Genomic DNA, 7,384 nt, shown 5'->3' on the forward strand with positions numbered 1-7,384 from the left:
CCCCGGTCGCCGACGCCCGCGCGGCCGCGACGGCTCTGCAGGCCGCAGGCGGCGCTGCGGCCTTGACGGTGTCGCGAGGGGGAGAGACCCAGACCGTGACGCTGAACCCGTAGGGGCCGGCGTTCCGGCGGGCTCCAGACAGCGAAACGCCCGCCTTGCCAGGGAGGGGGAGGGGAAAGGCAGGGCGGGCGCTCGCTTGGAGGAAGCATCGGCCGCCGGAGCCCGTAAACTGGAAACATCCAGGGGGGCTGGGGGGGGCTGTTCAGGATCCGGGACGCTTCCGAACTCCGACGAGCCGATGATCGATATTTCGTCGGCCATACAGGCGGGCGAAGGACCGAAACGGGGCCATTTCGTGTCTGGGTCGATTTTCCTCGGCGACGATACGGCCGGCGCCTCTCAGACCCTGGCGTCGCCTGCGGCGCGGCCTAAGTTGAGGACATGAGCATGACCCCTCACGACGCGACGCCCGCCGCCGGCCCTGTCTTCTTCGACCGTCGCGAACTGGACCCGATCCTGCGGGTCTATGGCCGGATGGTCGCCCAGGGCGAATGGCGCGACTACGCCATGGTCGGCCACAGGGACTTCGCCGAGTTCGCCGTCTTCCGCCGCAGCGGCGACGCCCCCGCCTACCGCATCGAGAAACGCCCCGCCCTCCAGACCCGCCAGGGCCAGTGGGCCGTCATCGGCGAAGGCGGCCAGATCCTGCGCCGCGGCCGCGACCTGGCCCAGGTGCTGCGGGTGTTCGATGGACGTAAGTTCCAGGTGGTGGATTAGGTCAACGTCGAGCGGTTGGCGTCACGTCACGGATCCGCGCACCCTGCACCTCCCACAGCTTGTCACCCGCCATGGTGTAGATCGGCAGCCGGTTGAGCAGAGACAGGAAGACGTGAACCTCCAGCGGCTGAGACGCGACGACGACATTCGTCACAAGGCCGACCGTCTGCCCGCCCCGCTGAGCCTGACTGCTGTCCATGTCGAGGCAGCCGCCTGACAATTGCTCGCGCTTCTCGACCGTTTGGCCGTCCGCGCTGATGTGAAATCGGTAATGGCCGCCCATCGGCACGACATTCGGCTGCGTGGTCGACGCCAACAACCACACCAACCATCCCGGCCCTTCGGGATCCTTCAGCATCACCGCATTGTAGCGCGCTGAGCAGCGCAGCGGACCGATGGCCTGGGCGGCGGTATTACGCGCCGCGAACTGCGCGACGTCATCCGCTGAGAGCCCAGGTTCGGCGACGTCGATGACAGCACCGGCCTTGAGCTGGGAATCGACCACAACGTCCTTGAAGGCGTGCGGCGCCGCAGGTCCGCTCGACAGGAATCTGACGCGCTGACCGCTACCCTCCGGCGTGACGATCCAACCGATAACGCCCTGCGGCGACTGACCGCCCGAGGCCGCAAGAAGGGCGTCGGTCGCGCGGGCGGCCGCCACGTCCTGGCGCCATATGGCCGTCCCCAGACGCCCCGTTTCGGCGATCGAGAAGGCCTCCACCTGGGCGGGACGGTCCTGCGCCAGAGCCGGCGCGGCGCACAAGGCCGACATGGCGAGCAGCAATCCGAATGCGCGACGGACCATTACGGAAACTCCTTCCAGAACCTTTTGGGAGAGTGACACACAACCCTCACGCTGCATAACCCTTGGCCAAAAAGAAAGGGCCCCGCGAGGGGGCCCTTTCGCATTGGTCTTTCGATGATCCTTAGTTCCGGTTGCCGCCCATGAAGGCCAGCAGGAATTGGAACAGGTTCACGAAGTTGATGAACAGGCTCAGAGCGCCGAAGCCGGTCGCCACGCCCATCGCATTCTGGTCGCCGCCCAGGGCGTAGTAGGTCATCTTCAGACGCTGGGTGTCATAGGCGATCAGGCCGGCGAAGATCAGCACGCCCAAGCCCGAGATGATCAGATAGAAGGTCCCGGACTGCATGAACATGTTGACGATCGAGGCGACGATCAGGCCGATCACGCCCATGATCAGGAAGCTGCCCATGCCGGTCAGGTCCTTCTTGGTGGTGTAGCCCACCAGGCTGAGGCCGCCGAACGCCGCCGCCGTCACCAGGAAGGTCGAGGCCAGCGAACCGCCGGTGTAGCGCAGGAACAGGATGCCCATGCCCGCGCCGATGGTGGCGACCACGGCCCAGTAGAGCATGTTCACGCCCTTGGCCGTCGGGTTCTTCATGAAGAACATCGAGCCGAACAGCATCACCAGCGGCGAGAACTGCACGATCATGCCCAGCATCGTCAGGCCGATCCGGCCGTCCGCCGTCTGGGCGAACAGCAGCTGCTGAACGGCCGGCACATTGCCGGTCACATAGGCCAGGGCCCCAGCGACCACCAGACCCAGAGCCAGCTTGTTGTAAACGCCCAGCATGAAGCTGCGCAGGCCGGCGTCGACCGACATGTCGACGGTCTGCGGCATGGGACGGGCGTAGCCGTTGTTGAAATCGCTCATGGCGACGAACCTTCTCCGATTGGCCGGAGAGGCTTCTCCGGTCACTGGCCTCGAATATCGTGAGCCGAGGCCTTCACTGCAAGGAAAACCGGGCTTGGAGGCTTGTGTTCCGGCCGCTACCTTCCGTCGCATGGTTCGTCTGTTCGCCGCCCTGACCCTGCCGCCCGATGTCGCCGACACGCTGCAGCGCCGCCAGTCGGGCCTGCCGGGCGCGCGGTGGCGGCCGCTGGAGGCGCTGCACGTCACCCTGGCCTTCTATGGAGAGATGGACGAACGGCGCGCCGACGACCTGGCCTCGGAACTGGCGCGCGTGGTCGGCGCCCCGTTCGAGATTGCGCTGAAGGGCGTCGGCGACTTTGGCGACGACCACCGCAGCCACACCCTGTGGGCCGGGGTGGAGACGCCCAACGAACGGCTGTCGGTTTTAGCCGGACGTTGCAAGGCGGCGGGCCAGCGCGCGGGCGTGGCGATGGAGGCGCGCGACTATCGCCCCCACGTCACCCTGGCCTATCTGAAGCCCCAGACCAATCCCGACCGCATCGGCGCCTGGATGGCCGGGCACAATCTGCTGCATTCGCCGCCGATCTGCATTGATCGCTTCGGCCTGTATTCCAGCGTTCTGACCGAGGCCGGCAGCCATTACGACCTGGAACGGGAGTATCTGTTGTGAGCCACGCCTACGCCGTTCCGCCGCATGTGATCCTGGGTCCGACGCTGGAGACCGAGCGTCTGATCCTGCGTCCGCCGGCGGTCGAGGACTTTCCGCGCTGGGTCGACTTCATGGCCGACGCCGAAACCACCCGCTTCATCGGCGGGGTCCAGGCCGCGCCCCAGGTCTGGCGTCTGATCTGCACCGTCGCCGGCATGTGGGCCCTGACCGGCGAAGGGATGTTCTCCATCCTGGAGAAATCGACCGGCCGATGGATCGGGCGGATCGGCCCGCTGCACCCCTATAGCTGGCCTGGCCGCGAGGTGGGCTGGAGCCTGCACCGCGACGCCATGGGCCAGGGTTATGCGGTCGAGGCCGCCGCCGCGACTCTGGACTACGCCTTCGACGTGCTGGGCTGGGAGGACGTGATCCATTGCGTCGCGCCCGACAACGCGGCCTCGGCGGCGGTCGCCGCGCGCCTGGGATCGCGCAATCGCGGCCCCGGCGTCCTGCCCGAGCCGCTGCAGGACGAGGTCGTGGACCTGTGGGGCCAGACCCGCGCGGAATGGGCGATCAACCGACACGCCTTGGCGCGCTGACAACCGATCACGGCTGCGATCCGTATTCCCTTCATACCGAACGAGGATACGCCCGTGTTTCGCACCCGCCTGACCGCCGCCTCCGCCGCCCTCGCCTTCCTGCCCGCGACAGCCTTCGCCCAGGCGTCCGGCGTGGATCTGGATCGGTTCGACGGCCGCTGGTTCGAGATCGAGCGCAATCACAACACCGTCCAGAAGGACTGCAGCCGCGCCCAGATCGACTTCACCCCGCAGGGCGCCGCCGACCGCTACGCCATCGCCGTGACCTGCACCCGTCGCAACGACGGCAAGGTGGAGGTGCTGCGCGCCAACGCCCGCGTCACGGACACCGCCACCAACGCCAAGTTCCGGTTCAGCCTGACTGGCCTGCTCAGTTTCGGCGGCCTGGGGGGCCAGAACTACTGGGTCTACGACCACGCGCCGGACTACAGCTGGGCCATCATGGGCCTGCCGGACAAGTCGAACTGGTGGATCTGGCACCGCAATCAGAACGCCTCCCAGGCTGATCGCGACCGCATCCTGGCCCGCGTCCGCGTCATGGGCTTTCCGACCGGGCGGCTGGTCCACACCGGCCTGTAAAGGCGACGCTTGCGATGGGAACGTAGCCGGAACATAAGCTGTCGGCATGTCCGCCGCCGTCCATCTCGAACTGGTCTTCAGCCGCCCGGAGACGACCCTGTCGGTGACCCGGGGCGCCGCGCGGCTGCTGATGGACATGGGCTATGCGCCGCTGCTGGAGGTCTGCCTGCCCAACGGCCGGCGAGCCGACGTCATGGGGATCGGGCGCAAGGGCGACATCGTGATCTGCGAGGTCAAGTCGGGCGTCGAGGACTATCGGGTCGACCGCAAATGGCACGAGTACGGACCGTTCTGCGACGCCTTCTTCTTCGCCGTCGCGCCCGAGTTTCCGCAAGCCATTCTCCCCGACGAACCGGGCCTGATCGTCGCAGACGGTTTCGGCGGGGCGGTCGTGCGAGACGCGCCGGTGATCGGCTTGGCGCCCGCCCGCCGCAAGGCGCTGACCCTGGCCTTCGCCCGGCTGGGCGCCATGCGGACGATGCGGGACTAAAGGCGGCGGAAAAGCGCGGGTTCGAACCCTTCGGCGATCAGGCGCGCCTCGACCTCGGCCAGGGGTTCGACGACCACCCCCTTGCCGCCCGTGGCGTGGATGATCCGCTCGCCGTCCAGCATCAGGGCCGAATGGCCGGTCCAGTCGTGATCGCCTTCAGGCGCGCGCCAGACGATGATGTCGTTGCGCCGGGCCTCGCCGGCGGCGACCGCCCGTCCGAGCTTCGCCTGGGCGTCCGACCGGCGCGGGCCGGCCAGACCGCAGGCCAGCAGCGCCTGCTGCACCAGGCCCGAACAGTCGGTGGAGATCGAGGATCGCGCGCCCAGGGCGTGCGGTCGGCCCAGCAGGCGCTCGGCCACCGCGACCAGATCGGTCTCGAAGACGCCGACGGGGCTGAGATCGCCTGCATCCAGTCCCTCGCGCCCCTCGACCACCAGGGCGTTCAGGGGCAGGGCGGCGTCCACGGCCGCCACCCGATGGGTCGCCAGGGGCGCGCCGGCCGACAGACTGTCGGCCACCACCCAGCCGACCACGCCATCGCGCCGCGCCCGACCCCAGGCCCGGCCGTTCGACCGATCCAGAACGTCGAAGATTTCGCCGTGCAGCAGTTGGTCGATCCGCGCCTCCGCGTCCGACAGCACGTCCGCCACCGCCACGCGGCAATGCATCGCCTCGGTCGCGCGATAGGCCCCGGCGCGCACCAGACCCTCCAACGCCTGTTCGGCGAGGTCGGGGCGGGCGAGGCGGTCGCCGGGCGGAACAAGATCGAGGACGTCGGTCAACGTGAACTCGCGTGATTGAGCCCACAGCCTTATCCCCCGATGGCTTAGGGGCCGTTAACGCGCGTCGCTTTTTCGAAGGAAATCAACAGAACTGCGTTCTTCGGCTGCCCGCCCATCTTGAAGCGTCGCCGCAAGTGCCCACGTCGGAAAGCATTGCGAATGCGGGTGGAGCGTATCGTGCTGGTGTTTCTCTTGTTGTCGATCCTGTTCGGGCTGACCGCCTTTGACCCCAGCGCGGCAGGTGAGGCGCTGCGTCGCGCCCTGGTCCAGGCGCCCGCGCGTATGCTGGGGCGGGTGGCGCACGGCCAGGTCATCAGCCTTTTGCTGGTCGCCACAGTGATAGTTGTCGCGACCTTTGTGTTCGAGGCCGAGGGATTGAAGCTGGCGGCGATGGCGGCGCCCGACATGATCGGCTGGGTGTTGATGTTCGACGTCACGGTCCTGTTCGACCTGATGGTGTTGGCCATCAGCCTGAAAGCCTTGGCCGGTTGGCGCGGCCTGACCCATGTCGCCACCGCCCTGCGACGAAGAACCCTGCAAAGGATTGAGCGTCTGGGCGCACGCCAAGTCCGACGCCCCCGCAAGCCACGACGCCCGCGTCCGCCACGCCCCGGATCGGACGAGGCCGAACCGGGTCTGGTCTTCGCCTAGGACCAATCGACATTTAGCCGGTCGAAATCTTAGATCGTCATTCCGGGGCCGAGCGAAGCGAAGAACCCGGAACCCAGGGCTTCGACGCCGTTGCTAGACGTAGTCGGCGGCGGATTGCGAGCCTCTTGGGTTGGCTGCTACGCGCCGCCCTTCGGGTCCGGGTTCGTCCTACGGACGCCCCGGAATGACGATGAAAAGGTATTCGGCCCTACCCCGAATAACGCGCTTTCAGCATGGCGTAGCAGGCGCGCAAAGTCTGGGCCTCGCCGCCTTCGGGCCAGCCGGGGCGGGCGCGCGGGTTCCAGGCGAAGATGTCCATGTGCGCCCACGCGCCGGTCGTCGGGGCGAACTTCTGCAGGAACAGGGCCGCCGTGACCGATCCGGCCTGGGCCCAACCGGCGGGGTCGTTCCTGAGGTCCGCGATCTCCGCGTCCAGCGCCGCGCGATAGCCGGCCCACAGGGGCATCCGCCACAGCGGATCGCCCACCGCGGCCGACGCCGCCAGCAACTGACCGGCCAGCGTCTCGTCGTCGGTATAGAGCGGCGGAAGCTCCGGCCCCAGGGCGATCCGCGCCGCCCCGGTCAGGGTGGCGAAGTCCAGCGTCAGGTCCGGTTCGTGCTCGCCCGCCCGCGTCAGGGCGTCGGCCAGGATCAGCCGGCCCTCGGCGTCCGTATTGCCGACCTCTATGGTCAGACCCTTTCGGCTGTTCAGGATATCGCCGGGGCGGAAGGCGTCGCCGGACACCGCATTCTCCACCGCCGCCACGATCACCACCAGACGCACCGGCAGGTCCGCCTGCATGACCAGACGCCCCAGCGCCAGGGCGTGGGCCGAGCCGCCCATGTCCTTCTTCATGTTGCGCATTCCGGCGGCCGGTTTCAGGTCCAGCCCGCCGGTGTCGAACACCACCCCCTTGCCGACCAGGGCCACCAGCGGCAGGTCGGCCCGGTCGAGCTTCCAGCCGATCTCGATCAGGCGCGGCGCGCGGTGCGGGGCGGCGGCGCGGCCGACGGCGTGAATGGCCGGATAGTTGTCGTCCAGCAGGGCGTCGCCCTCGGTCACCGCGATGGTCGCCCCGGCGCTCTCGGCGATCTCGCGCGCGATGGTCTCGATCTGCAGCGGTCCCATGTCGGCGGTGGGGGTATCGACCATCTCGCGCGCCAGGGCGCAGGCGGCGGCG

The 7,384-nt window shown here is 68.2% G+C and carries 10 protein-coding genes; 6 read left to right on the forward strand and 4 right to left on the reverse strand.

Going from position 1 to position 7,384, the window contains the following annotated elements:
• Positions 1-441 precede the first annotated feature (441 nt).
• Positions 442-777 (forward strand): DUF2794 domain-containing protein, encoded by a 336-nt coding sequence (locus tag RTU05_RS16145; RefSeq protein ID WP_312599353.1) that lies wholly within the window; start codon positions 442-444, stop codon positions 775-777.
• A 1-nt stretch (position 778) separates the two neighbouring features.
• On the opposite strand, the gene RTU05_RS16150 is transcribed toward RTU05_RS16145, so the two are convergent.
• Together RTU05_RS16150 and RTU05_RS16155 are read right to left on the reverse strand one after the other, a co-directional pair.
• Positions 779-1,561 (reverse strand): hypothetical protein, encoded by a 783-nt coding sequence (locus tag RTU05_RS16150; protein ID WP_312599354.1) that lies wholly within the window; start codon positions 1,559-1,561, stop codon positions 779-781.
• 142 nt (positions 1,562-1,703) lie between these two features.
• Positions 1,704-2,453 (reverse strand): Bax inhibitor-1/YccA family protein, encoded by a 750-nt coding sequence (locus tag RTU05_RS16155; protein ID WP_312599355.1) that lies wholly within the window; start codon positions 2,451-2,453, stop codon positions 1,704-1,706.
• A 130-nt stretch (positions 2,454-2,583) separates the two neighbouring features.
• On the opposite strand from RTU05_RS16155, the gene thpR reads away from it, so the two are divergent.
• Genes thpR through mmcB form a run of 4 tightly spaced genes read left to right on the forward strand, consistent with a single transcriptional unit; the run spans position 2,584 to position 4,770 of the window.
• Positions 2,584-3,123 carry an RNA 2',3'-cyclic phosphodiesterase gene (gene thpR, locus RTU05_RS16160; protein WP_312599356.1) on the forward strand — a complete coding sequence of 180 codons (540 nt, stop codon included), beginning with the start codon at positions 2,584-2,586 and terminating at the stop codon, positions 3,121-3,123.
• Positions 3,120-3,701, forward strand: coding sequence for a GNAT family N-acetyltransferase (locus tag RTU05_RS16165; RefSeq protein ID WP_312599357.1), 582 nt, complete (start codon positions 3,120-3,122; stop codon positions 3,699-3,701). Before thpR ends, RTU05_RS16165 begins: the two co-directional genes overlap by 4 nt.
• Positions 3,702-3,755: 54 nt before the next feature.
• Positions 3,756-4,280, forward strand: a complete 525-nt coding sequence (locus tag RTU05_RS16170) for a lipocalin family protein (protein ID WP_312599358.1) — start codon at positions 3,756-3,758, stop codon at positions 4,278-4,280.
• 46 nt (positions 4,281-4,326) lie between these two features.
• On the forward strand, positions 4,327-4,770 hold the full coding sequence (gene mmcB / locus RTU05_RS16175; RefSeq protein ID WP_312599359.1) for a DNA repair putative endonuclease MmcB: 444 nt from the start codon (positions 4,327-4,329) through the stop codon (positions 4,768-4,770).
• Here mmcB and RTU05_RS16180 read toward each other — a convergent pair.
• On the reverse strand, positions 4,767-5,552 hold the full coding sequence (locus tag RTU05_RS16180) for an NlpC/P60 family protein (RefSeq protein ID WP_312599360.1): 786 nt from the start codon (positions 5,550-5,552) through the stop codon (positions 4,767-4,769). The two genes, mmcB and RTU05_RS16180, sit on opposite strands and share 4 nt — an antisense overlap.
• A 177-nt stretch (positions 5,553-5,729) precedes the next feature.
• On the opposite strand from RTU05_RS16180, the gene RTU05_RS16185 reads away from it, so the two are divergent.
• Positions 5,730-6,203, forward strand: a complete 474-nt coding sequence (locus RTU05_RS16185) for a hypothetical protein (protein WP_312599361.1) — start codon at positions 5,730-5,732, stop codon at positions 6,201-6,203.
• A 208-nt stretch (positions 6,204-6,411) separates the two neighbouring features.
• Here RTU05_RS16185 and RTU05_RS16190 read toward each other — a convergent pair.
• On the reverse strand, positions 6,412-7,384 hold a 973-nt coding region (locus RTU05_RS16190; RefSeq protein ID WP_312599362.1), incomplete at its 5' end, for a leucyl aminopeptidase family protein.

The sequence above is a fragment of the Brevundimonas sp. genome, assembly GCF_032017145.1.
Taxonomy (GTDB): Bacteria; Pseudomonadota; Alphaproteobacteria; order Caulobacterales; family Caulobacteraceae; genus Brevundimonas.

What these genes read in the sequence shown, in the direction of transcription:
- RTU05_RS16155 (WP_312599355.1), bottom strand. Translation starts at nt 2,453, where the DNA reads ATGAGCGATTTCAACAACGGCTACGCCCGTCCCATGCCGCAGACCGTC.
- thpR (WP_312599356.1), top strand. Translation starts at nt 2,584, where the DNA reads ATGGTTCGTCTGTTCGCCGCCCTGACCCTGCCGCCCGATGTCGCCGAC.
- RTU05_RS16145 (WP_312599353.1), top strand. Translation starts at nt 442, where the DNA reads ATGAGCATGACCCCTCACGACGCGACGCCCGCCGCCGGCCCTGTCTTC.
- mmcB (WP_312599359.1), top strand. Translation starts at nt 4,327, where the DNA reads ATGTCCGCCGCCGTCCATCTCGAACTGGTCTTCAGCCGCCCGGAGACG.